Origin of the sequence: Lewinella sp. W8, assembly GCF_004375085.3 — a bacterium.
Classification (GTDB): Bacteria; Bacteroidota; Bacteroidia; order Chitinophagales; family Saprospiraceae; genus Neolewinella.
Map to the genome: position 1 here is coordinate 393794 of NZ_SNAQ03000002.1, position 22989 is coordinate 416782.

Below are 22989 nucleotides of genomic sequence, written 5' to 3' on the forward strand. Positions count from 1 at the left end.
TGGTTAAGGCTCGGCATTCCGGCTGAGCACGAGGATTCCATTTCATGGCACCTGCGTCCTCGCCCCAATTGACGGATTGATGGACAAATTGATTGAAGGAGTGAATGATTGAATGATGGAAGGAGTCAATTTTTATATCATTCAATCCATCAATCCTTCAATCCTTCCTTCATTCATCATGGGGGCTCACCACGACGATGCCGTCGGACTGGACGTCTTCCACCAGCACCGGAGTACCCGTGGGGATTTCCTGTCCTTCGGTCGCCCGGGCCCGCAGTTCACGGTAGGTGCCCTTCAGGTCTACCTTGACGATGCCCTCCCCGTCGGGAGGAATTTTCAGGTACACCTTACCCGGCCGCAGCAGGGCGTCCTGCGCGGACCAGTTCACGTTTTCCTGCTGGGAGAGCAAAAATTTGAGAAACAGGCTGAGCAGATAAACCGCTACTCCACCGGCGGCAATACCTACGGTGAAGGCGATTACGGGATCCAATTGCGAAAGAAGAAAAATTCTTACCGTCCAGGAGCCGATGGAGAAAAAAGTCAGGAATCCTTTGAGGATGCCTAAACCTCCTCCTCCGTCGACTTCCACGTCGCCAAAGTCGAGATCCAGGTCGAGATCCAGGCCACTGAAAATGGAGAGGAGCAACATCAGGATGAGCAGTCCGCCGGTAATCAGGGCAACGTAGGTGAGTACGGTAATCATTTGGGTGTTTCGTTTTTACGCTTTATTAACGTTTGGCACCCGGGGTTTCGTTGTGCATAAAATTTGGCATTGGTCGAGTTCGGCGGGATGTTAGTCGAAGGGGAGCAGCAGCCGGAGGCTGCAGTAGGATGTAGGAGGAAGGCTTGAGGATTTAGGGCGGAGGCTAAGGCTGTGCGTTTGGAGTAGTCTTGCTCGGCAAGCCGGTCGTAAGGCGAAGGCTAAGGAGACAGTTTAGAGCGGGTAGCGGGCAGGAGAAGGAAGAAGGAAGACCGAAGAAGAAAGTCGGAGATTCTGGAAAAGGTCTGCTCCGCAGGCCGGTCGCTGGTTTAGGATCAAGGCTTGAGGATTTAGGACAAAGGCTAAGGCTGAAAAGACGGTTAAGAGCGGGTAGTAGGTAGGGTAAGGCTGAGGAAGAAGGAAGACCGAAGAAGGAAGTCGGAGATTTTGGAAAAGGCTTGCTCCGCAGGCCGGTCGTAAGGCGAAGACTAAGGATACCGTTAAGAGCAGGTAGCGGGTAGTAGGCAGGACAAGGATAAGAAGAAGGAAGTCGGAGATTCTGGAAAAGGTCTGCTCCGCAGGCCGGTCGTAAGGCGAAGGCTAAGGATACCGTTAAGAGCAGGTAGCGGGTAGTAGGCAGGATAAGGATAAGAAGAAGGAAGACTGAAGAAATCTTGGGGAAGGCTTATTTCCCAGTCCCATTACGTTAGGCCGGACAAGCGCAAGCCGGTGGTAAGAAGAGGAAGGAAAGTTTCTTTTTGGGAGACGAGGGAAAGAAATTTCCTTAAAAGCACAATTAAATACGACAATTGTAGTTAAACTACTTGTGTAGTACTACGGTTGTAGTATATATTTGCCGCATAACCCATCAATCATGTCAAAAATCCCCCTGCCTTCGGAGGCACAACTCGAGATACTGGATTTGCTGTGGCAGCAGCAGCCGGCCACGGTGCAGGACTTGCACGAGCGGCTGACCGCCCGCCGTCAGGTCAGCTACAACACAGTATTGACCCAACTGCAGCGGATGACCAAGGCGGGTTTGGTGAAGCGGGACACGAGTCAGCGCACCCACGCCTACCGCGCCGCCGTGAAGCGCGAGCAGGTGGAGCGCCGGCTTTTTCACCGTCTGGCCGATACGGCCTTCGGGGGCTCCACGGTAAACCTTGCCCTGCGTGCCCTGGGTAGTGAAAAACCTACGCCCGAAGAGCTGGACGAACTCCAGCAGTGGATCAACGAGCAAAAGCAATAAGTCATGGATTGGACATCGACCCTACTTCCCATGGCCACGGCCTTCGGAATGGCGCTGCTGCACAGCCTCTGGATTGGCGCCCTCCTCTACTGCGTGGTGCGTACGATCCTCCCCTTCCTTCCCGGACCGGGGGCACGCCACAACCTGGCGTACCTGGCGTTGCTGGGACTGGGAGCCAGCTTTGTTGTCAGCCTGTTTTACCTGTACGAACCCGTGGTGGAATGCAGTGCCGAAGCCGTTGCCACCAACCTGTTCATTCTGGGGCCTGCGGCGCCGGAGGCGGCCACGCCGACCGAGAGTCTACTGAGCAGTCTTCAGTCCTATGCTCCCTGGTTATCAGCCGCTTACGTCCTGGGGCTCCTTCCGGCGACGCTGCTGTTGGTACGCGACCAAAAACGCAGCTGGAACCTTCGGCACCAGGACACCCTAGCCCTTCCCGAAGCCTGGCGGGCACAATTCCGCCGTGAGCTTGACCGCTACCCTATGCTGGCGCGGGTTCGCTGTCAGATCAGCGAGCGGGCCGGGGAAGTTATGACCCTCGGGTGGTGGTCGCCGGTGATTGTCTTTCCGGTGGCGCTGGTCAATGAACTGACGCCCGAAATGGCCCGCACCATCCTGCTGCACGAAATCGCCCATTTGCGGCACTACGACCATTTTCTGAATTATCCCCAACAGTTACTGCGAACCCTTTTCTTTTTTCATCCGGCGGCCCACGCCCTCTGCCACATCATCGATCAGGAGCGGGAGCACCGCTGCGACGACTGGGTGGCGGCACGTTGTGACGACCGGCGGACTTACGCCACGGCCCTGGTAACGGTGGCCCGATCTTCCATTCAACCCCAAAATAAATTAGCCATGAGCGCAACGAAAACACCCTTTACTTCCCGTATTCAACGGCTTTTCGGAGGTGATCACCAGAAACGAGACGGACAGTACGCCCTCTCCGTCCTCATGATCGTTTTCCTGGCCGCCGCCCAGACCGGGTTTGCTCAGTTGGGCGCGGACGCAGGTGCCACGGATTGTCCCGAGGAGCCCGCTAAAGTGGTTGCCGACATTACCGACGCCACGGCCATTGCCGACCTTAGTCCCGTAACCATAACGGCCTCCGCCACGGCTAAACCGGTAGCCCCGGTAGCCGCCACCCTGGCGGCGCCCGAAACGGCGGCCGATCCGGTACCGGACTGTTGCGATGATTGTCCGCCCCAGCCACCCGTGAGCAATGACGCGCGGGCCCAGGAGATGTACCGTCGGGCCCTCAACCGTTACGCGCAGAGCCGCTCCAATACGGCTCCGGTCATCATCAACGGATCGGCCCGGATGAGCAAGACATTGGACTGTAGCAGCACCAGTCTGGCCGGCATCGTTTCCACGAACGATGAGCTCCTTACCCTGGCCACGGCCCCGCGCCTGATCGGTAGTACCGACGCCGCAATCAGCCTTTCGGCAAACCCGACCATCATCAGTGGGCAGCGTTCCCGCGGGCTGGCCAGCAGTCCGGTTATCATTAACCGGGCCTCCATTGGGGGCACCGCTACCGTACTGCCGAGTCTGGCCAGGACACTTTCCATTGGCGGTATCGTTGACAGCCTTCCCGAGCCCACGAAAATTACCATTAAGACCAAAGAGGAAGTAAAAGCCAAGGGAGCCGTCCGGATCAAGACCAGTAATATGGAGGGTGATAACGTCGCCTACTTCATCGACGGCAAACGACTCGAAGAAGGGGAGGTCGCCGATCTTGACCCCGACAAAATTGCCACCGTCAACGTCTACAAAGGAGAGAAACTAACGGAGCTCGACCTGGAGGGATACGACGGAGCCGTGATGATTGTCACCAAGAAAGGGGCCAAAGCCGTAAAAGGAGAAGTGAAGAAAACGCGGGCCGTGCGGATCAACGCAGGTGACCTGGACAAGGACAACGTTGTCTACTTCATCGATGGCGAGCGCCAGAAGGACGGTGACATCACCGAACTCAGTCCCGAGGACATTGCCACCGTCAACGTCTACAAAGGCGACAAGCTCGTTGAGCTTGACCTGGAGGGCTACGATGGTGCCATCATGATCGTCACCAAAAAGGGGGCGAAGAAGGTCAAAAAAATTGAGAAAAAAGAAAACTAATTCATCAAGCTACCACCACTATTCCACCCAAGGATTTAAGGTAGTTTAATTAAGTCTCAAATAGCTGTTTTAATCACCCCGCGGAGCGCATCTGCGGGGTGCTTTATTTTACGTCTCCAGCGACAGAGACCAGCGTCGTTTGACGGCCAGCACCCGAATGACGAAGACGAGGGCAATGGAGATGAGCATGGCAATCGATTCATTGATGAGCGCATCGAGGGCCAGGAAGCAAAGCGCTCCGGCCAGGCAGGCCGACGCGTAGATTTCCTTACGGAAAATCAGGGGTACCCGGTTGGCCATGACGTCCCGGGTGACGCCCCCAAAGACGGCGGAAACCACGCCCATCAAGACCGCGGCGGTGGGCGATAGTCCCACGTCCAGGGTTTTCTGCAATCCCAGGATGGTGTAGAGTGCGATGCCGATGGTATCAAAGAGGAACATCCCCCGTTTCCACCGGACGGCTACGTCCTTGAGCAGGTAACTAATCAATACTCCCGCCAGGACCAGATAGAGGTAATGGGGGTTGGTGAGCCACCCTACCGGAGTGCTGCCGATGAGTACGTCGCGGAGGGTTCCACCGCCGATGGCGGTGGCTAGTGCCAGGATAAGGACGCCAAATACGTCGAAGCGTCTTTCGAGCCCAACGACCGCACCGCTGATCGCAAAGACCAACGTGCCGAGGTAATCAATTCCAAAAATGAGAGTTTCCAAACTATCGGCTTTCCAGGTAGTGCATTATTTTCTTGAAGAGGGTCCGCGCGTGGCCTTCCTCAGCCTCATCGCTCCAGCCGGCGATATGGGGCGTCAGCACCGTATTGTCCGCCTCCCGGAGGTAATGAAAAGGGCCGGGGAGATTTTCAGGATCCAGGTGGACAAACGACTGCTCTTCGTATTCGATCACGTCCAGTGCCGCCCCGAGAATTTTCCCCGACTGCATGGCGGCAACCAAATCTTCCGTATTCAGGATCAGGCCCCGGGCCGTATTGATGAGGTAAAAGGGTTTGGCAAAGGCATCGATCCATTCCCGGTTGACGTAGTGGTGGTTGCCTTCGTAGAAGATGTGTAGAGACACCAAATCGGCCCGCTGCTGAAGTTCTTCGAGGCTCACTTCCCGGGCGTATTCATCGCCGTAATTTTCGCGGTATTTATCGTGGGTGATGACCCGGCAACCAAATCCCGAGAGCCGGCGGGCGGTCATTTGCCCCATATTTCCGTAGCCGATGAGTCCGACGGTCAGGTGGCCCAGTTCCCGGCCGCGGTTCCCCCCCCGAATCCACTGGCCGGCGCGAACTTCCCGGTCGGCTCTCCCCAGGTGGTTGAGGAGCATCAGGGCCATGCCTACGGTATGCTCCGCAACCGTATGCTTGCTGCCTTCGGGGCTGTTGAACACCCGAATGCCGCGGGCCGCCGCGTAGTCCAGGTCGATATGCTCGGTACCAACGCCCCAACGAGCGACAAATTTCAGGGAAGTGCCGGCATCCAGCAGTTCGCGATCAATCTTAAGTCTTGACCGGACCATGAGCCCATCGTAGTGGGGCAGAATATTCAAAATTTCTTCCCGGGGGGTGCCCTGGTGATCATCTACGGTATGGCCCGCGCCTGCGAGGGCCTCGCGGAGGAAGGGGTGAGCATCGCGGTCAACAAAAATGATTTTCATGGGACAAAGCTAGGGCCTTTGTCAGTAGTATTTATCATCCGATCGGTGGGTAATCCGAAATTCGTTTCTCCGCGTAAATATCCCGCAATATCCCCATCCTGCCCTGCCTTCTATGGGGCCAATCGTGGCACCTGCGGTCCCCCGCAAAAAAATCGATCATTCACCGAACGCGAGGAGGGTCAAAACGGTTACATTAAACGAAAACACCATTATAAAAACCTATTAATCAGTTTTTTAATTACAATCAGGCCACTAGAGCCATTCCCAAAAAAACCATTATGGAAACCATCAGCGAAGCCTTAAACAACAAATTAAACAGCCTTTTGACCACCCTGTATGACGGTGAGAAAGGTTACCAGGAAGCCGCCGACAACGTAAACAACGAAACCCTAAAGAGTAGATTCACCACGCTCAGTAAGCAGCGGTACGATTTTGGTCATGAAATTAAAGAGATTATGACCAGATTTGGCGTGAAGCCAGACAAGGGTACCAGTACCATTGCCGACATTCATCGCTTTTGGATGAGCCTGCGGACCGCCATCAGCAACCAGGATGAAGAAGTTATTCTGAACGAATGCGTCCGTGGCGAATCAAGTGCCGTGGAGACGTATGAGGACATTCTCAGCGACCTCAACCTTCACGGAGAAATCAAGCAGATTCTGGAAAATCAATTGGTGAAAATCCGTCAAGCGAAGAAAGAAATGAACGAACTTAAGGAGGCTTTTGCCATTGCCTAAAGAATTAGTTCATTGAGACTTTTTACGCTGCGCTGCCGTCATGAACCTGACGGTAGCGCATTTTTATTGTTATACTATATTGAAGAAAGTCCCTGGCAATAAGGGGTTAAGCAATAGCAACCACAACAGTAGATGTGCAAACACGTTGTTATGTGCCAGTTTATGCTTATTTTCGGACTGTCTCTTGTTTAGAATCAATCATTGCCTTGAAGAAATCTGTCATTGGTCAAAATATTCGTTTTCTGCGAAATTCTCGTGGAATGAGTCAGCGTGCCCTGGCTGATGATTTAGGGCTGAAAAGAAACAACATTGCCTCCTACGAGGCGGGCATTGTGGAACCCAGAGCGGCTACTTTCGTGCGGATTGCCGAGTACTTTGGCATTGAGGCCCAGGACTTACTCGTCACCCCGCTGGAAGATCGCCCGGATATACATCGTAACGCCAAGCCCACAGCAAAACGGTCGTATACCGCATCGGTGGTCAACGAGCAGTTGCATCATTTGGAGCGCCGGACAATTGACATGGAAAAAGTGCTGGTTGGGTTCCGGGAGTTTTACCGTCAGCGGCAGCGTCAGGGGGCGATATCCAGCGTTGGTCAGGGTACTGATTCGGACATGGATCGGCTCATTAATATGCTGGAAGATCTGCTGAATACCAACCGGGAATTCATCGATCAACAGTTGGAGGATCAGGACCCGGGCTAGGGGCAGGAGCAGAGCGAGGAAATACCTATCTTGCCCCGCCAAACGCGGATACCCTTGACTAATAGCGCCATACTACTCATTCACTGCCCGGACCGGCCGGGCCTGGTGGCCCTCGTGACCGAGTTTGTACACAAAAATCGTGGAAACATCATCAATCTGGACCAGCATGTGGACCGTGATCTGGCGCATTTCTTTATGCGGATTGAGTGGGACCTGACGGATTTTGTGATTCCGAAAGAGAAGATTAACGATTATTTTGCCACTCTGATCGGGAAGACCAATGAGATGAAGTGGCAGCTCCACTTTACCGACCGTAAGCCCCGGATGGCCCTCTTCGTCAGCAAGGCGAGTCATTGTCTTTTTGACATTCTGCAGCGATACGGCTCCGGGGAGTTTGACTGTGACATTCCGGCGATTATCAGCAATCACACCCAGCTGCAATACATTGCTGATCGGTTTGAAATTCCCTTTCATCACATCCCCATCACCAGGGACAATAAACCCGAACAGGAAGCAAAAACCATTGCGATACTGGAGGAATTGGAAATTGATTTTGTGGTACTGGCCCGGTATATGCAAATCCTGTCGGACAATTTTTGCGCCCAATTTTCCCACCGGATCATCAACATCCACCATTCCTTTCTGCCGGCCTTCAAGGGGGCCCGCCCCTATCACTCTGCCTTTGAACGGGGGGTAAAGCTGATCGGTGCGACCAGCCATTACGTTACGGCGGACCTGGACGAGGGGCCCATCATTGCTCAGGACGTTGAGCGGGTCAGTCATCGTGACGGTATTGCGGACCTTAAAAGAATCGGTAAGGACGTTGAGAAGCGGGTACTCAGCCGGGCCATCTACCTGCAACTCAAGCACCTGGTACTTCCCTTCGGCAACCGTACCGTAATTTTCAATTGATACAGCTATGATCCGAGCGACAAATATCACCAAAAGCTTTGGCGACCTCCAGGTCTTGCGGGGCGTTAACCTTTACGTTGAAAAGGGAGAATTGGTGAGTATTGTGGGAAAGTCTGGTGCGGGAAAAAGTACCTTGCTGTACATTTTGGGCACCCTGGCCCGTCCCGACGGTGGTGATCTGGTTATTGACGGAAAGAATGTATTCACCCTGCGAGACCGTCAACTGGCGGCCTTCCGGAACGAACAGATCGGTTTTGTTTTCCAATTCCACCATCTCCTGCCGGAATTTACGGCGCTGGAGAACGTCTGTATCCCTGCCTACATCAACAAACAGGAGGTAGCCAGCACCCAGCGCCGAGCCATGGAATTGCTTGATTACCTCGGGCTGGCCGACCGGGCCACCCACAAGCCCAACCAACTCAGCGGCGGAGAACAACAGCGGGTAGCCGTAGCCCGGGCGCTCATTAACCAACCCGCCATCGTGTTTGCCGACGAGCCAAGCGGAAACCTGGATTCCGCCAGCTCGGAAGAATTACACCGTTTACTCTTCAAGCTGCGTGATGATTTCGCGCAAACCTTTATCATTGTAACCCACAACGAAGAGCTGGCCGGCCTGAGTGACCGCCGCCTGGAAATGATCGATGGCCTTCTCAACTAAGATACTCCGTGATAGCAGAGCAACCAGAAAAAGAAAACGAGAACGGTAACGGTAGTGGCCCCATATATCAGAGCTGGGGGCTACGGGAATGGTTCGAAGACTTTCTGGATCTCCGGGAGGGGATGGACCGTCAGGGTACCATCAAGAGTATTGTCGAGGGCAAGAAAATGCGGGGGGCCAACGCCTGGATGCTCGTTTGTTCCATCATGATTGCCAGTCTTGGCCTCAACCTAGATTCGGCGGCCGTGATCATTGGTGCGATGTTGATTTCCCCGCTGATGAATCCCATTCTCGGGATTGGTCTGGCGGTGGGTACCAACGACCGGGATATGCTCTGGGTCGCCCTGCGCAGCTTTGGGGTTTCCATTGCCATTGCGCTGGTGACCAGTATTCTGTACTTCTCCCTCACCCCATTTGATACCTTTACTCAGGAGATGCAGAGCAGGACGGCCCCCAATTTGCTGGACGGCCTGGTGGCGATTTTTGGTGGACTGGCCGGAATTATCTCGGTGTCCCGGGCCGACAAATCGAACGCCATTCCGGGGGTAGCCATTGCAACCGCGTTGATGCCGCCACTTTGTGTGGCGGGTTACGGGGTGGTAGCCGCCGTGAGTCAGGGTGAAAGCTGGACAATTTTCTTACAGGCGTTCTACCTGTTTTTTCTGAACTCCTTCTTTATCGCTACGACGGCCTACATCATCATCCGGCTGCTGCGCTTTCCGTACAAGAAATACATTAACCGGAAGGAGGCCCGCCAGAGTCAAATGATCATTGGACTGGTGAGTATTTGTATGATCATCCCCGGATACATCACGATGCGGAAGGCCATCCGTAACCTGAATCAGTCTCAGGCCGCAGAACGCTTCGTAGAGGACTTTTTCCTCGACGACTGTGTGGACTACAAATTGATTGACGTTCCCCCAGACAGTCATCTATTGGTACTTCAGTTGGTTGACCGGCCGATAACGCTGGACAGTATCGCTTACTTCAATCAGGTGCTGACCGGTGAAAATTACCGACTCCCCAATGCATCCATTCGCGTCATTCAGGACAACAGTCTCAACCTCGAACGGCTGGACCGCATGCAATACGAACTGAATACACTGGATGATCTGGAGACCAAGCTTTCGGCCATTGAGGAAAGCAATCGACGGGCCGTGGCTAAGTCAGAGCGGGTGGAGAATCAGCTGAGCACATACCGAATGGATACCACGGATTTCCTGCGGTTCACCCGGCAGCTGATGCTGGCCTTCCCGGAGGTTCGCAACGTCAGGTTGGCCCGAGCACAGTCATCGGGTAAATTTGGTCCCGACGATGAGCCCCCCTACCGTGACAACCTCCCACTGGTGGTCTTAGATACCGAGCCATCTACGGCGAGGCAAACCAGGCGGCAACGCGAGGAGGAAGGCGTTCGATTACAGGAATACCTGCAAACCTCCCTGAAAGTGGATACGGTGGTGGTCATCAAACTGGCGCAATAAGCTGCTCACCAAACAAATACCGGGGCTACCGTACTTATAAGAAGTATGGAAGATCAGGTCAAAAGTATAGGCTCCGTATTTCAGGAATTTCGGGACGATCTGCTTGAAGCAGTTCCCGGAATTATTCTGGCGCTGCTCATTGTGGTGGTCGGTATTATCCTTACGCGCTGGTTATCGAGGCTGGCGGGGCGAAAAATCCTTAGCCGGCTGAAGGACCCCCTGATGGGAAGGTTTCTGACAATCAGCTTCCGTGCGTTGCTGCTGGTGGGCGTGGTGATGTTAGCCTTACGAGCGGCAGGCCTCATTGGCCTTGCTGCCGGCTTGCTTGGTGGCGTGGGTGCCGGAGCCATCATTCTGGGTTTTGCCTTCCGCGACATTGGAGAGAACTTCATCTCCGGGATCGTCCTGGCCTTCAACCGGCCATTCGACGTTCGTGATACCATTCGCGTGGGCGAACATTTCGGAAAGGTCCTGGGACTACACTTTCGGTATACGCACCTGAAAACCTTTGACGGAAGGGATATCTACATACCTAATTCAGACGTCCTGACCCAGCCCGTGCAAAACTTCACCGCTGATGGGTTCATCCGTCATGAGTTTACGGTAGGCATTGCCTACGAAGACGATATCGAAGGGGCCAAGACGGTCATTCAGGAGGTGCTGGACCAGCATTCCATGCTCGTCCACGATGAGGAGCACGAAAACTTTGTGGTGGAAGACAGTCTGGGAGCCAGTACGGTAAACCTCAAGGTTTTTTTCTGGGTCATTACCCGCGATTACCGGGCCAGTGCCATCGTCAAACGCGGCAGAATTATCCGGGACGTAAAAACTGCCATCGACGCCAATGGGTACAATATGCCCGCAGACATTACGGAAATCAAGCTCTACGGTAGTGAACGTGACATTCCCCTACGCATTGAGTTTGACGACACCCCGAATTCAGAAGCGGAAAACTACGGAGCGATCCCCCAGAATTGACCCGGCATGGAAAAAGAAAAAGGGCCATTCCGGATGTACCGGAATGGCCCTACAAGTAGATTGGATATAAATCAGACGATGGTTATCCTACTGCGATCTGGCGGGGAGCCTTACTCAGGGCCGTTTCCCGCTTGGGAAGATGCAGGCGGAGAACACCGTCGACGTAAGTTGCTTCAATGGCTTCATCGTCAATTACCGTGTTATCCAGCGTGAAGCGACGGGTAAAATCCGCCAGGCTAAATTCCTTACGGCGATAATCGGGCTTTACTTCCGCGCCCTCTTTTTCCGCGGTGTAGGAAATTTCGAGGGTGCCGTCATCAAAGGCAACATTGAAGAGATCCTTGTTCCGGCCGGGGGCGAGGACTTCCAGCTTGAAAGCATCCTCCGTTTCGATGATGTTTACCGCTGGGCGGAAGCCGTGTTTGGCTTTGGTGAAGGGGTCATCAAAAAAGCGGAAGAGGTCGGAAGGAAGAGCAGGATTATAATTGATGAGTTTCATCTCTCGGTATTTTTACGTTTTGTGCAAAAGCGCACGCCCCTATCCTGGCAAAACCCGTTCCCGAAGGTTTCTCAACGAAGTAAATGTCATTTTGTCGCTTTCTTTTCGGCCAGTCAAGACATTTTGTCACCGTCGCTTGTCTTTAAACAAAAATTGCTGTCATGCTAATGCATGACAGCAATTGAGGTACTCCCAACGGGCGACGATCCCGTTTTTCCGGCGTGAAAGGCCGGTGTCCTAACCAGCGTAGACGATGGGAGCCAGATAATTGTCTGGGGTAACAATGCTCCCACTTCCACAAAAAGTTTCAATTTAGTGCGCGTGCGCGGATCCTTCTCCCACCAGCTTATGCGCACCACTGATGAGCAAACTGCTCTCAGTTGTCAGTTCTGGCCCGCTGACGATTTCGGTCCAACCATCCTTGGTCCGTCCGATGCTGACAATTTCCTGTCTGAAATGAACTTCGTCCCCCTTACGCTCCTCCACGATAAGGATATATTCTACTCCCTCAAAGTTTACGACAGCCTCCTCCGGGACGGCCAATTTACGCTCTCCGGCACCGGTCAGGATTTCTGCCTCCACAAACATACCGGGTAGCAGTGCGGCGGTAAGTTCTCCTGGTACGGGATCTGCGTGAACGTGCACGGTCCGTCGGTCGTCCTCGACGGTTTTACCGATTCGGTGGATGACGGCCCCGCCCGTTTTTCCGGGCATACTTGGCAGCCAGAAAATGATTGGTTGTTCCTCCTTCAGGGAGATGATGTCCTTTTCAAAAACCTCTAATTCGAGGTGGATGTGATCCGTATTGATCAGGTTCAGAGCGGAGTTCCCCGGTGTCAGATATTCGCCGGTGGTAGCGTTTACTTCCGTAACGTGTCCACTAAAGGGAGCCCTGACGGCAATACTGGTGAGGAAGTTTTCCGGGCTTACCTTTCCGGGGTCAATGCCGATACTGGATAATTGTCGGGACAGCCCCGCAAGCCGGGCCTTTGCCCGATCAACCGCCGCCCGGGCGGCGATGGCATCTTTTTCCGCGGCGATGTTTTCACGGGCCAGCAGTTCCAGCCTTCGCGCTTCAGAATTCAGCCGGGCGGTGTCCATGCTGGTTTCCAGCAATGATTGCTGCAACGCGATCAATTCGGGATTTTCAATGCGAAAAAGCTGTTCTCCGCGACGTACCCGGTCTCCGGCAATGAGTTTTAACTGGCGGACGTAACCCGGATAGTAGGCACTTACGGATGCCTTGTATTCGGGGGGAACGTCAACGTTTCCAGCAGCACGCACCCGATCATGGAAGGGCCGGCTGGCGGGAGTACCCAGTTGCATGTCTCCCGCTTCCAATTGAGCCAGGTTGAGGACCAGTCCATCATCGTGTCCATGATCTTCCTCCATCATTTCGGGGTTGGCCATTCCCATTTCCGGATCAGCCGCCTGATCGTTACCACAAGCAGGAAGCAACAACAGGCAGGTTGCTCCAATTAGGTTGAGCGCCCATTTACTCACCTTTTTCCCTTCGTCGGTACCAACGGTACCGGTTGGCGATTTGCGGTACTGAACACCGTCCTTATCACAGATCCAATTCATTATTCTTCCGGGCTTAAGTGGACCATCCTGGCCACGATTGAGCAATAGGTTTCCAGGGCGCGGCTTTGATCCAATTCCAGTCGGGTGCTTTGCGTGATCGCCTGCAGGTAGGCAAAAACATCTACTTCCCCGCGCTGATACGCTCCGTTGGCGGTGCGGCGAAGCTCTTCGGCCAGGGAAGTCCCCGTCTGCTCGAAGTAGCTCAGGGTAGCCCGTTGTGCCTCCAGCGTGCTTGACAGCTGATCATAATTGGACCGAAGGCGGTATTCTACCTCCAGAATCCGGGACTTCAACACCTCCCGTTCAAGCTGCTGACCGGCCAGCTGAGCCCGGCTTCCCCGCCGGGAAAGGGGAATGCTGGTGCCCGCCATGAAGCCCTGATACAGTCTTTCTCCTCCTCCGGTAACTCCAATGAAGTATTCCAGGGACCAGTCGGGCTTCCGTTCCGCTACCAGGAGTTTCTCCCGTTCGTCAACCAGCTGTAGTTCCTGGGTCAGGCGCTGCATGGCGGGATGTGTGGCAACCAGTTCCGGGGTAGCCCCGTCGGGTCCGAATGCCGGAAAGGGCCGGGCTAATTCTTCTCCGAGGTCTTCCTGATTCAGGACCGCAAAGAGTCGTTTGCGGGCGGCGCTGGCGCGCAGGGTGGCCCGGTCATGGGCCAGTTGGCTTTCCCGCTGGGCGGCGCGGGCCGTCAGGCCCGTCAGGTAGGAAGATTCCCCCAGGGAAACGGTTCGCTCGGCGGCAGCCGCCATTTGCCGGTAAAGACTATCCATGCGGGCGTGAATACTCACTTCGGCGGTAGCAAAGAAAGCCTCCACGTACGCCAGGGCAACGTCCCGTTTCACTTCCCACTGGGTCTCTTCCAGAGCCAGGCGGGCGGCGGCGACCTGCGCTACGGCCAGACTACGGCGGGCCCGATTTGCCCCGAAGGGACCAAACCGTTGCGCGGCGCCAATGGTGGTGGCGATCCGGTCTTCCGGGCTGATGTTTAATTCGTCCCTGCCCACCATAAAATCCGTTCGGGCGAACTGGTGACCAGCATCAATGACGGCCTCACGCTGCCGGATTTGTTGTTGTAGGGGAGTAAGCCGGGGGTTTTGCTGCACGGCGATCGTTTGCGCCTGCTCCAGAGAAAGCGTGGTCTGTGCACTCGTGTGGTGCAATGGCAGGAGAGCGCCGGCGAGGAGGAGCAACCCAGTCAGCAGGCTCCCTCCCCCTGGTCTTTGCACCTGCGCGTCAGCGCCCCCCTGATTGTCCGCTGAAGACGGGCTGACCCCGTGAAAGCCAAATATGGAATAAAGGATGGGGACAACGATGAGGGTAAGGATGGTTGCCGTTAATAGTCCACCGATTACCACCGTAGCCAGGGGGCGTTGAACTTCTGCCCCGGCGGAGGTGGATATGGCCATGGGCAGGAAGCCCAGGGCAGTAGAGGAAGCCGTCAATAACACGGCCCGCAACCGATCGCGGGTTCCCCGGATGACGATCTGCTGACGGTCACGTTGTCCGGATCGCCAGAGCTCCTTGAAGTGCTCAATGAGGACGATGCCGTTAAGTACGGCGATGCCGAAGAGGGCGATAAATCCAACGCCCGCCGAGATGCTGAAGGGCATGCCGCGTAACCACAACATCAGTACCCCGCCTACGGAGGAGAAGGGGATTGCCGTGGAAACCAGCAGCGCTTCCCGGAAAGAGCCCAGCGCGAAATACAGCAGCAGAAAAATGAGCAACAGGGCTACCGGGATCGCCAGCAGGAGGCGGTCGCGGGCCGCGCTCAGGTTTTCGAACTGTCCGCCATAGGTCACCAGGTACCCCGGAGGCAGGCTTACGTTGTCCTGAATCAGCCGTTGAGCGTCTTCCACCACGGACTGGAGGTCGCGGTTGCGGACGTTCACCGAAACCACTGCCCTGCGACGCGTATCATCACGCGCAATCATTGCTGGCCCCGTCGTTCTTTCAATTCTTGCCAGTTCGCTTAGCGGCACTTGCCCTCCGCCCGGTAGGGGCAGGTAGGCATTGCGGATATTTTCGATACTGGTGCGGTAGTCCTCCCGGTAGCGTAGGACCAGGTCGTATCGCCGTTCGCCTTCGTAAATATCTCCGGCCTTCCGCCCGGCAAAGGCCGTAGCAATGAGATCATTCACGTCGGCGGCGTTAAGCCCGTAGCGGGCGATCGCTTCCCGATCCAGGGTTACGCTAAGCTGCGGCAGACCGGAGATTTTGTCAACGGTAACGTCTGCAGCACCGGGGACACTTTCCAGAAGTTCGCCAATCTCGGCACTTAGCCGGGTGAGTACGTCCAGGTCTTCTCCGTAGATTTTGATGGCCAGGTCGGCCCGTACGCCGGTAATCAGTTCATTAAAGCGCATTTCAATGGGCTGCGTAAATTCTACTTCCATTCCCGGGATCACGGCCAAAGCTTCTTTGAAGGCATCGGCCAATTCGTCCTTGGTTTCGGCCGTGGTCCATTCATCGGGTGGCGTCAGGGTGATGATCACGTCGCTTTCCTCCATGGACATGGGGTCGGTAGGAACCTCCGCCGCTCCAATCCGGGAAACCACCTGTCGGACTTCCGGAAACTCCAAGAGGATGGCTTCGATTTTGGTGGTGATGTTGACGGTTTCGCTCAGGGGAGTTCCCGTTTTCAGGACCGGTTGTATGACAAAATCCCCTTCGTCGAGGGTTGGCACAAATTCTGCCCCGAGCACTGAAAAAAGCCAGGCAGCTCCCGCCACCATCAGCACGGCCCCCAGCAGTACAACCGCGCGCAGACGCATGGCAAATGTCAGGATGGGGGTAAACCATCTTTCCAGAAAGGCCATCATCCGGTCGGAAAAGGTTCCTTTCGGGTTACGGGGCGCACGCATCACCGCCGCAGCCATGGCGGGAACGTAGGTCAGACAGAGCAGCACTGCTCCCAGCAGGGCGAAGCAAAACACCAACGCCATGGGCCGGAACATTTTCCCTTCAACGTCGGACAGCGTCAGGATGGGGATGAAAACCACCATTACGATCAACTGGCCGAAGATGGCCGAGCGCATCATGGTCGAGGCGCCCCGGATGGCCAGATCGTCCCGGGAAGCCGTGAGTGAGACGGCGCCAGCCTGGCCTCCCCGCACCCGGGCACGCACCATCAGGAAGGCGATGTACTCCACAATGATTACCGCTCCATCGATGATGATGCCAAAGTCAATGGCCCCCAGACTCATCAGGTTGGCATCGACGCCAAAGAAATACATACAGCTCAGGGCGAAAAGCAAACTGAGGGGGATGATGGAGGCCACGACCAATCCGCTGCGCAGGTTGCCCAGCAGGAGGACCACGATAAACACCACGATCAGACACCCCAGCACGAGGTTTTCGGTGATCGTAGCCGTAGTCCGGCCCACCAACTCACTACGATCGACGATGGGGTTGATGAAAACGCCGGGAGGAAGCGTGGAGCTGATCTCTTCCACTCGGGTCTTGACCGCCTCGATCACGTCCCGGGACCCCGCCCCCTTCAGCATCATGACCTGCCCCATGACTTTTTCCCCTTCGCCATTGCCCGTGATGGCGCCAAAGCGGTTGGCGTAGCCAAAGCCTACCGTGGCCACGTCGCGGACGTACACGGGGCGGCTTCCTCGCCGGGAGACGATGATGTTACGAATATCTTCGAGGTCTTCTGCCCTGCCCTCCCCACGGATGAAGTAGGTCTGACCGGCCCGTTCGATGTATCCTCCGCCGGCAACGCTGTTGTTGCTGGCGAGCGCGTCATACACCTGGGGAACGGTGATGCCCAGTCCACGCAGTTCTTCGGGATCAATGGCCACTTCATACTGCTTGAGAAAGCCCCCCCAGGTGTTGACTTCCACCACTCCGGGAATTCCGGCCAGTTGCCTTTTGACAATCCAGTCCTGGATTTCCCGCAGGTCTCTGACGGTATAGTCTTCCCGGTACTCGGGCTGCACGTCAAGGATGTACTGGTATATTTCTCCCAGTCCCGTAGAAATGGGGCCCATGGCGGGCTTTCCGAAACCGGCGGGGATGTTTTCTTCCGCTGCTTTAATGCGCTCGGCAATCAGCTGTCGGGGAAGGTAAGTCCCCATGTCATCGGAGAATACGACCGTCACCACGGACAGCCCGAACTTCGACACGGACCGGATTTCCTCCACGCCGGGAAGGTTGGCCATTTCCAATTCAATCGGATAGGTCAGGAATTGCTCCACGTCCTGGGCACTCAGATCACGGCTGGTGGTGATTACCTGGACCTGGTTATTGGTGATGTCCGGCACCGCTCCGATGGGCAGGTGCAGCAAACTGTACACCCCGAGTGCCACCATGGCGGCAGTGAGCAGGAAAACGATCAGCTTATGCTGAACGCTCAGGGTAATGATCCGATGAAGCATGGCAAACTCAGGTGGCCGCCAAAGGTAGTTTACCCTTTCTTCCCGGAACAGGAGTTCAAAAGATTTGGAATTGGTCTAGTTACGCTTTACCGGACCGTCCAGCCATTACCAAAGCCCCCGGGAGGCGCCACGAAGGTGAGCTTTCCGGCTTCATCCTCGGCCATCAGGATCATGGCCTCGCTCATGGCGCCGGCCATCTTGCGGGGAGCCAGATTCGTCACTACCACAACGGGCTGTCCTATGACCTCCTCCGGACTGAAGTGCTTGGCGATGCCCGAAACGACGGAACGCTGCTCGCTGCCCAGGTCAATGGTCAGATGCAGGAGCTTATTGGATTTTTTGATTTTTTCTGCCGTCAGGATGGTCGCCGTCCGCAGGTCCAGCTTCGTAAAATCATCGAAGGTGATTTCGGGCTTGAAGGGTTCCCGGCTGGCGGCGCTTTCCCCTTCAGGGGTGGAAGCGTCCTGCTCCAGGATCGCGGTGAGCTTATCCCGCTGCTTTTGCACGATGGCCAGGCGGCTATCGTCCTTGCGGTCGATAATTTTGGGGAAGAGGACACCGGCCGTACCGATTTCGTGACCGGCGGGTAGTAGTGGCTGGCCGGCGGCCAGCGCATCAAGGGCCAGCTGCCAGTCGCCGTGGGTCGCCGGAGATTGCTTCAACACCTCCCGTAATTTATCCGCCACGAAGGGGATAAAGGGCGTAGCCGTCAGGGCCAGTGCGGCGGCAATCTGTACACAGACGAAGAGGCATTCGGCAATCTTCGGGTCGTTCGGGTCAGCCTTGGCCAGGGTCCAGGGAGCCGCCTCCTGCAGGTAGGTATTGCCGAAGGTAGCTAACTCTACGAAAGCCGAAGCCGCATCCTTAAACCGGTATTCCTCAATGAAATTCCCGATGGCTTGCACCTGCGCTCGCGCCTCCGCCGGCAGTTCCACCCCGACGTCGGGGACCCGACCGGCAAAATATTTATGGGTAAGTACCGTAACCCGATTGATGAAGTTGCCCAGCTTATCGGCCAGGTCCTTATCGTGATATTCTACGAAACCGTCCCAGGTGAAATCAGCGTCCTGCTGCTCGGGAAGGTTCCGCAGCAGGGCCCACCGCAGCGCGTCCTTATAGTTGGGCAGGGCTTTAAACTCCTCCACGTATTCGTGCAACTGGATGCCCCAGCCGCGGGATTTGGAAAATTTGTCCCCCTCAAAATTCAGGAACTGGTTGGCCGGCACGTTTTCCGGAAGGCTGTAGTCTCCGTGAGCCTTCAGCATGGCCGGAAAAATGATGCAGTGGAAGACAATGTTATCCTTGCCGATGAAGTGGATCAGGCGACTGTCTTCACTTTGCCACCAGTCCCGCCAGTCGCCGCCATTCTCTTCACACCATTGCTTGGTACTGCTGATGTAGCCAATGGGGGCGTCAAACCAGACGTACAGTACTTTTCCTTCGGCACCCTCCAGCGGCACCTGGATGCCCCAGTCCAGATCCCGGGTGATGGAGCGGGGGCGTAGTCCGTCATTCAACCAACTGAGGCACTGTCCCACCACGTGCTTTTTCCATGCTTTGGGGTCGTGCTGCTGGGCGCCATCCACCTTACCGGTTTCAATCCACTCCTTGAGCCAGTCCTGATGCTGGTCCAGCTTGAAGTACCAGTGCCTGGTTTCTTTGAGTACGGGCGTTTTCCCGCTCAGGGTCGAAACCGGATTGATTAATTCGGTGGGAGACAGGTCACTACCACAGTTCTCACACTGATCGCCGTAGGCTTCCGTGTGTCCGCATTTCGGGCAGGTTCCCTTGATGTACCGATCGGCCAGAAATTGCTTGAATTCCTCGTCGTAGTACTGCTCCTGACTTTTTACCTCAAATTGATCTCCCCGTTCGTGCAGGTGCAGAAAGAACTCCTGACTGGTGGCGTGGTGCAGGGCAGCGCTGGTTCGGTGATAGTAATCGAAACTGATGCCCAGCTCCTCGAAGGTGCGCTTGTTCAGTTCGTGATACTTATCAATTATTTCTTTGGGGTTAATGCCTTCCTTCTTTGCACGGAGCGTAATGGCTGCCCCGTGCTCATCCGATCCGCACACCCACAGCACCTCCTTGCCCATCAGCCGCTGGTAACGCGCGAAGATGTCAGCAGGTAGGTAAGCTCCCGCCAGGTGCCCCAGGTGCAGGGGCCCATTAGCGTAGGGGAGAGCGGAGGTGAGTAGAGTACGCATTGGAAAAATTATTTACGGAAATCGACCGACCGGCGCAGTAACATAGAGAATATTCAACTTCCCCGGATGTTTACTGCCCCTCCCGATTTTTCCCGCGAAGGTACGTAAGTAGGCTAATGCTACGAAGGGGTCGAAAAGTTTTCCTGGCGCGGAAATGATGACCCGCCCAAAAGCTCATGCTTTTGCCTAGCTGACAACCATTTCTGACCGCGACCAGAAGCATCGCGTAGGTATGGCGAATACCTTGAGTATCGTTACCCATCGGAATCGCTGATTTAAGGAGGGCGACGGAGCGCAGGTGCTCCGTTGATTCCGAAAAGCCGGGCTATTCAGTAGTCCGTTGGTCCGGGCTGAATCCACTCGGCCAGTCCTCCATCTTATCGTACCAGTTTACCTTTAAGAATACCGTACAAACGGCGATGACCACCAGGGCGATAAAGAAGTTGGTCCAGGACTTGATGACCATAAAGATGGGAGCCGCCGTGATGGCGGTCTGCCACACGATACCCACCGCGACGTTCAGCATATCCCGTCCGGCGTCGGCGTTGGGGCGGACATCGGGATGGTCTTCCCGACAGGCCACCGCTACGGGTTTCCAGAATCCCCAGGGACGGGTCTGGAGGTAGAATTTTTTCAGGACGGGCAGCGGATCTGGTTCGGTCAGGAGGCTTCCCAGTACGCACCCCAGCAGGCTCAGCGCCAAATTGATGGGGAAAGCCTCCAGAGCATTGAGCGGGTTTTCCATCAGTAAGTCCAATACCCACGGAAGTGCCAAAGCGGCCACGATACCGGCCACCATCCCCCAGAAGTATCCGTAACTATTGAATCGCCACCAGTACCACTTCAGCAGATTAGCGGCCGTGTACCCTCCGTAGAGGCCACTAACGATCCAGCCGATGATGCTGTTGAGGTCATCCAGAAAGAGGCCAAAGATGGAGCCGATCAGCACCACGAGGAAGCTGCAGAGGTAGCTCATGTTGACGTAGGTCTTTTGGGGAGCCGAATCGTTGATGTACCGCTTGTAGATATCGTTTACGAGGTAGGCGGGCGCCGCGTTTACCGCGGCGGCGAAGGTACTCATGAAGGCCGCCAGGAGTCCGGCGACCAATAGCCCCAGCAATCCTACCGGAACAAAGTTGGCCAGGGCGAATGGCAGAATTTGTTCAAAGTCAACGTCCGCACCCATCTGATTCATCTCGTCGCTGAAGAAGACCAGGGCGAGAATGGTCAGTCCCGTAATCAACATATAGCGGGGGAAAAGCAGGACGACGTTCACAAAGCCACTCATTTTGGCGGCCTCCTTCGGGGTGCGGGTGCTCAATACGCGCTGCATATCGTAGGTCGGCGCCGGCCCGGCCAACGACTGCAATATACCCTTGAGGAGTACGAGGGTAAAGAAGAGTCCGAAAATTTCGTATCCATCTTCACTGATCCGTTGCCGGACTGCGGGCATGAGATTATCCCAGTTCAGGTCGAGGTTCCAGGAAAAGCTGATTTCTCCCCACCCGGAGGGTACCACGGCCGCCAGCATATCGGGGGATATTTGCTGCATGGCGATGATGCCCACCGCGATGCTGGCGATGGTCATAATCACGTACTGCAGCACCTCGGTAAACACCACGGAGTACATCCCTCCCTTAATGACGTAAGCGGTGGTGATGGCCGTGAAGATGACGGCCCAGTACATTTCGTTCCAGTAGGCATCCGGACTGAGTTGAAACGGCAGGAAAGCCGCCGCGAACTTTCCGATCCCCAGGAAACCGTAGGCGACGTTGGCGATCACCACGATTACCGCGAAGATGACCACGATAACGTGGGACAACTGGCTGCCAAACCCATCCCCGAAGCGGAAGCGAATCCACTCTGCTCCCGTCATGACGCCCGACCGTCGTAGCCAGATGGATAAAAAGATCATCATGAAGATCTGGTTGAACACCGGCCAGAGCCAGGGAATCCAGACCGACTTCAGTCCGTAGATGAACAGCAGGGCGACCATCCACATGGTTCCGGAGATGTCGAACATGCCGGAGGCATTCGACAGGCCCAGAAACTGCCAGCGAATTTCGTTGCCGCCCAGAAAGTAGTTTTCAATGGAGGAGCTGGCCTTCTTTGAAATGTAGAACCCGATACCGATTGTCGCTAGGATATACAGGACGATAATGGCAATATCAATGCTTTGCAGCGCGAGGCCTTCCATCAGAGTGGATTTGGATGTACGGAATGGCGGACATTGGGGTGGCCCGCCGGGTATTGGACGCAAAAGGTAAGCCAGCACCATTAGAATTAGCCCCGTAACTTGCCCGTCGATTATTGCAGGTTGGGGGCCTCCTTCCGTGAGCGGGGTTTGCAGTCGGGCATCCGCCCCGACCGGGGCCATGCGGGGTTGTATGGTATCTATTCGTCAAACTCATGCACGGGATGCCCTCAATTTGCTGCCGCAAATTCGCAGACATCCCTTAGCAAGGAGGACCCCTCCGGGGCCCTTGACACCAACCCTATTACCTATGCCACAATCTTATTCACAAATTATCCTCCACACCGTCTTCGCCACGAAAAACCGCCAGCCCTTCCTCCACCAAAGTATTGAACAAGACCTGTGGGCCTTCATGGAGTCCAGGTTCAGCTACCAGGGATGTAAAGTCTACGGCATCAACGGGGCCCTTGATCACGTCCATATCGTCCATTCCCTCCCACGAACGACGTCCATCGCTAAGGTCGTAGAAGACGTCAAATCGATAAGCAGCAAATGGATTAAGGACCAGGGCATTCCCTATTTCAAGTTTGCCTGGCAGAATGGCTATGCCACCTTCTCGGTGGATTACCGGGACTTTGCGGGATTACTTCGGTACCTGGACCAGCAAAAAATCCATCACTACGGCGACCTGTCGGATTATGAAGCCCTCAGCAAGCTGACCTTCGAGGAAGAGATCATCAAATTTTTCCAGGCCTACGGAATAGACCATCATCCAGCGTATTTATTCCAATGACGCGTCCGGGCCCCGGAGGGGTCCTCCTCCCCGAGCAAGGTCTGCAGTCGGTGCGTCAGCTCCGGCCAGGGCCTTGCGGGGTTAGATAGGACCCGCTCGGCAACCCCATTCACGGGATGCCCTCAATTTGCTA

At 55.4% G+C, this 22989-nt stretch carries 17 protein-coding genes; 9 read left to right on the forward strand and 8 right to left on the reverse strand.

The genetic code is table 11. The annotated features are described in order from the left end of the window. Nucleotides 1–169: 169 nt before the first annotated feature. Nucleotides 170–703 carry a hypothetical protein gene (locus E1J53_RS04040; protein WP_134271414.1) on the reverse strand — a complete coding sequence of 178 codons (534 nt, stop codon included), beginning with the start codon at nt 701–703 and terminating at the stop codon, nt 170–172. A gap of 871 nt (nt 704–1574) precedes the next feature. Here E1J53_RS04040 and E1J53_RS04045 point away from each other — a divergent pair. Together E1J53_RS04045 and E1J53_RS04050 are read left to right on the forward strand one after the other, a co-directional pair. Further along, nucleotides 1575–1949 carry a BlaI/MecI/CopY family transcriptional regulator gene (locus E1J53_RS04045; protein ID WP_134271412.1) on the forward strand — a complete coding sequence of 125 codons (375 nt, stop codon included), beginning with the start codon at nt 1575–1577 and terminating at the stop codon, nt 1947–1949. 3 nt (nt 1950–1952) lie between these two features. Then, entirely contained in the window at nt 1953–4064 is a 2112-nt protein-coding gene (locus E1J53_RS04050) for a M56 family metallopeptidase (protein ID WP_134271410.1), read from the forward strand. A gap of 108 nt (nt 4065–4172) precedes the next feature. Here the strand turns inward: E1J53_RS04050 and E1J53_RS04055 are convergent, their stop codons facing one another. Together E1J53_RS04055 and E1J53_RS04060 are read right to left on the reverse strand one after the other, a co-directional pair. Beyond that, nucleotides 4173–4775, reverse strand: a complete 603-nt coding sequence (locus E1J53_RS04055) for a trimeric intracellular cation channel family protein (protein WP_134271408.1) — start codon at nt 4773–4775, stop codon at nt 4173–4175. A gap of 1 nt (nt 4776) precedes the next feature. Beyond that, nucleotides 4777–5721: an NAD(P)-dependent oxidoreductase gene (locus tag E1J53_RS04060; protein ID WP_134271407.1), complete on the reverse strand. Its 945-nt coding sequence runs from the start codon at nt 5719–5721 to the stop codon at nt 4777–4779. 278 nt (nt 5722–5999) lie between these two features. Here E1J53_RS04060 and E1J53_RS04065 point away from each other — a divergent pair, with 278 nt between their 5' ends. From E1J53_RS04065 to E1J53_RS04090, 6 genes are all read left to right on the forward strand, one after another. Continuing rightward, nucleotides 6000–6458, forward strand: a complete 459-nt coding sequence (locus E1J53_RS04065; protein ID WP_134271405.1) for a PA2169 family four-helix-bundle protein — start codon at nt 6000–6002, stop codon at nt 6456–6458. A 152-nt stretch (nt 6459–6610) separates the two neighbouring features. Beyond that, nucleotides 6611–7162: a helix-turn-helix domain-containing protein gene (locus E1J53_RS04070; RefSeq protein ID WP_368671725.1), complete on the forward strand. Its 552-nt coding sequence runs from the start codon at nt 6611–6613 to the stop codon at nt 7160–7162. Nucleotides 7163–7216: 54 nt separating this feature from the next. Further along, nucleotides 7217–8074 (forward strand): formyltetrahydrofolate deformylase, encoded by an 858-nt coding sequence (purU, locus tag E1J53_RS04075; RefSeq protein ID WP_134271401.1) that lies wholly within the window; start codon nt 7217–7219, stop codon nt 8072–8074. A 7-nt stretch (nt 8075–8081) separates the two neighbouring features. Further along, nucleotides 8082–8732 (forward strand): ABC transporter ATP-binding protein, encoded by a 651-nt coding sequence (locus tag E1J53_RS04080; protein ID WP_134271399.1) that lies wholly within the window; start codon nt 8082–8084, stop codon nt 8730–8732. Between the two features lie 8 nt (nt 8733–8740). Then, the gene (locus E1J53_RS04085; protein WP_134271397.1) at nt 8741–10213 is read left to right on the forward strand and encodes a DUF389 domain-containing protein; all 1473 of its coding nucleotides are present in this window, start codon (nt 8741–8743) and stop codon (nt 10211–10213) included. A 45-nt stretch (nt 10214–10258) separates the two neighbouring features. Then, entirely contained in the window at nt 10259–11191 is a 933-nt protein-coding gene (locus E1J53_RS04090; RefSeq protein WP_134271395.1) for a mechanosensitive ion channel family protein, read from the forward strand. An 82-nt stretch (nt 11192–11273) separates the two neighbouring features. On the opposite strand, the gene E1J53_RS04095 is transcribed toward E1J53_RS04090, so the two are convergent. The 5 genes from E1J53_RS04095 to E1J53_RS04115 all read right to left on the reverse strand — a co-directional run bounded on the left by E1J53_RS04095 (nt 11274) and on the right by E1J53_RS04115 (nt 22066). Continuing rightward, entirely contained in the window at nt 11274–11690 is a 417-nt protein-coding gene (locus tag E1J53_RS04095; RefSeq protein WP_134271393.1) for an Hsp20/alpha crystallin family protein, read from the reverse strand. 312 nt (nt 11691–12002) lie between these two features. Beyond that, the gene (locus tag E1J53_RS04100) at nt 12003–13274 is read right to left on the reverse strand and encodes an efflux RND transporter periplasmic adaptor subunit (RefSeq protein ID WP_134271391.1); all 1272 of its coding nucleotides are present in this window, start codon (nt 13272–13274) and stop codon (nt 12003–12005) included. Further along, complete coding sequence (locus tag E1J53_RS04105; protein WP_134271389.1) at nt 13274–17662, reverse strand: CusA/CzcA family heavy metal efflux RND transporter; 4389 nt, start codon at nt 17660–17662, stop codon at nt 13274–13276. The genes E1J53_RS04100 and E1J53_RS04105 overlap by 1 nt, the downstream gene beginning before the upstream one ends. Nucleotides 17663–17748: 86 nt before the next feature. Continuing rightward, on the reverse strand, nt 17749–19869 hold the full coding sequence (gene metG, locus E1J53_RS04110; protein WP_134271387.1) for a methionine--tRNA ligase: 2121 nt from the start codon (nt 19867–19869) through the stop codon (nt 17749–17751). Between the two features lie 325 nt (nt 19870–20194). Next, nucleotides 20195–22066 (reverse strand): sodium:solute symporter family protein, encoded by a 1872-nt coding sequence (locus E1J53_RS04115; protein ID WP_134271385.1) that lies wholly within the window; start codon nt 22064–22066, stop codon nt 20195–20197. A gap of 307 nt (nt 22067–22373) precedes the next feature. On the opposite strand from E1J53_RS04115, the gene E1J53_RS04120 reads away from it, so the two are divergent. Next, nucleotides 22374–22856: a transposase gene (locus tag E1J53_RS04120; protein WP_173021358.1), complete on the forward strand. Its 483-nt coding sequence runs from the start codon at nt 22374–22376 to the stop codon at nt 22854–22856. The last annotated feature ends 133 nt before the right edge of the window (nt 22857–22989 follow it).

What these genes read in the sequence shown, in the direction of transcription:
- E1J53_RS04040 (WP_134271414.1), bottom strand. Translation starts at nt 703, where the DNA reads ATGATTACCGTACTCACCTACGTTGCCCTGATTACCGGCGGACTGCTC.
- E1J53_RS04045 (WP_134271412.1), top strand. Translation starts at nt 1,575, where the DNA reads ATGTCAAAAATCCCCCTGCCTTCGGAGGCACAACTCGAGATACTGGAT.
- E1J53_RS04050 (WP_134271410.1), top strand. Translation starts at nt 1,953, where the DNA reads ATGGATTGGACATCGACCCTACTTCCCATGGCCACGGCCTTCGGAATG.
- E1J53_RS04060 (WP_134271407.1), bottom strand. Translation starts at nt 5,721, where the DNA reads ATGAAAATCATTTTTGTTGACCGCGATGCTCACCCCTTCCTCCGCGAG.
- E1J53_RS04065 (WP_134271405.1), top strand. Translation starts at nt 6,000, where the DNA reads ATGGAAACCATCAGCGAAGCCTTAAACAACAAATTAAACAGCCTTTTG.
- E1J53_RS04080 (WP_134271399.1), top strand. Translation starts at nt 8,082, where the DNA reads ATGATCCGAGCGACAAATATCACCAAAAGCTTTGGCGACCTCCAGGTC.
- E1J53_RS04090 (WP_134271395.1), top strand. Translation starts at nt 10,259, where the DNA reads ATGGAAGATCAGGTCAAAAGTATAGGCTCCGTATTTCAGGAATTTCGG.
- E1J53_RS04095 (WP_134271393.1), bottom strand. Translation starts at nt 11,690, where the DNA reads ATGAAACTCATCAATTATAATCCTGCTCTTCCTTCCGACCTCTTCCGC.
- E1J53_RS04100 (WP_134271391.1), bottom strand. Translation starts at nt 13,274, where the DNA reads ATGAATTGGATCTGTGATAAGGACGGTGTTCAGTACCGCAAATCGCCA.
- E1J53_RS04105 (WP_134271389.1), bottom strand. Translation starts at nt 17,662, where the DNA reads ATGCTTCATCGGATCATTACCCTGAGCGTTCAGCATAAGCTGATCGTT.
- metG (WP_134271387.1), bottom strand. Translation starts at nt 19,869, where the DNA reads ATGCGTACTCTACTCACCTCCGCTCTCCCCTACGCTAATGGGCCCCTG.
- E1J53_RS04115 (WP_134271385.1), bottom strand. Translation starts at nt 22,066, where the DNA reads ATGGAAGGCCTCGCGCTGCAAAGCATTGATATTGCCATTATCGTCCTG.
- E1J53_RS04120 (WP_173021358.1), top strand. Translation starts at nt 22,374, where the DNA reads ATGCCACAATCTTATTCACAAATTATCCTCCACACCGTCTTCGCCACG.